This is a genomic window from Desulfosporosinus sp. I2 (assembly GCF_000960765.1).
Lineage (GTDB): Bacteria > Bacillota > Desulfitobacteriia > Desulfitobacteriales > Desulfitobacteriaceae > Desulfosporosinus.
The window spans coordinates 1-1359 of sequence record NZ_JYNH01000276.1; the positions used below are offsets into that span (position 1 = coordinate 1).

Consider the following 1359-nt stretch of genomic DNA (forward strand, 5'->3'; position numbering starts at 1 on the left):
CGGGCTCGCTCTCTGACATTAATCGATTCACCGTAATCTTCGGCAACTCTCGATAATTCTTTGACCGCTGCTACAGCTCCCATTTCCCCAAGGGCTTGCGCAGCCATTTCCTTCACTCCAACCACGGGATCTCTCAGCAATTGTATTAAGGAAAAAACTGCTGCCTTATTGCCAATCCGCCCTAAGGCTTCACAGGCTCTAGCTCGGATTAAACTGTCATTGTCACTCAAGCCTTTAATCAGTAGCTCAAAGGCCATCGGAACGTTGGCAAACACCTTTATTAAGTAGATATCGACCCGTCTGCTCACTTTTTGATAAATAGCGCTTAGGACTTTAAAGGCTTGCTCTGGGTCTAATTCATGGACGGTCCAATCAATCAATCGAATTAAGACTTCCTGATTTTGACCGAGCAGAATTCGTTGGGCCCCTTCATAATCACGAATTAAAACCGCCTTTTTCAACTGTTCCCCTAATTTCGGGAGCAAATATCCAGCAATCGTTCGAGCGCTTTTTTCACTCAGGGTTAATTTCCCGGCTTTATTCTTTTGAATATAATGCAATGAAATTAAACCCTCGATGAGGCAAGAAACTAGATTGCCACGTGGGTCGCCCATGACCGAGATTAACGAATCCTCATCCAACTCCCCTTCATGGGCATGAATGAGTTCAAGCAACGTCACTAAATCTTGAACCTGCAATGGCATCCCCAGGTCCCAAATGACTTGCTCCAAGATTAACCGTTCTTTATATAACGGTTCTCCTGCAATGGCTGTTTGAAATTGGTAGAGAAAACTCAGTTGTTCGAAGCCAAAGTCTCTCAACTCTGGGTTCTGTTGGCATTCCAAGAGGCTGGCCCTCGTATTATTGGCGGTAAAGGCTTTAACCTTTTTTAATCTTAAGATCAGTAAATCCAGATAATCTAACGGATAGCCGGTCCGCTCGGCGATATTGGGCAGAGATTCCTCCCCGATCCAAAGCCGGAAAACTCGGCGCCAGGGTTCCTTGGGATCGATGATTTGTGGACGATTGATGATCGTTTGCGCTGGTTTTAGTAAGTCTTTGGCTAAATCCACGACGACCGCGGACGGATTGGCAAACTGGTTTTTCAATTTCCATTGGATAATCTCCGCAAAGGTGGAATTCGTGAGTAAGTCTGCATTATGGCAAAAACAAGCGACGAGATCCGGTATGATGGTTTCATGGATGTATTTAAGGGCCAGGGGACTTCTCGGCCCGCCCCATTCCTCTAATAAAACGGCTGTTAGGTTTTCTGTTAAGCGGGTTAAATCCTGCTTAGTCCAGTCCCAATTGATTAACTCCGCCACTGCTCATCACCTTCGTTTTGACGATGGGTCGCTT

Annotated in this window: 1 protein-coding gene; it reads right to left on the bottom strand. The window is 45.8% G+C overall.

Annotation, left to right across the window (positions count from 1 at the left end; translation table 11 throughout):
* On the bottom strand, positions 1-1325 hold a 1325-nt coding region (locus UF75_RS25615), incomplete at its 3' end, for a HEAT repeat domain-containing protein (protein WP_045577335.1).
* Between the last annotated feature and the right edge of the window lie 34 nt (positions 1326-1359).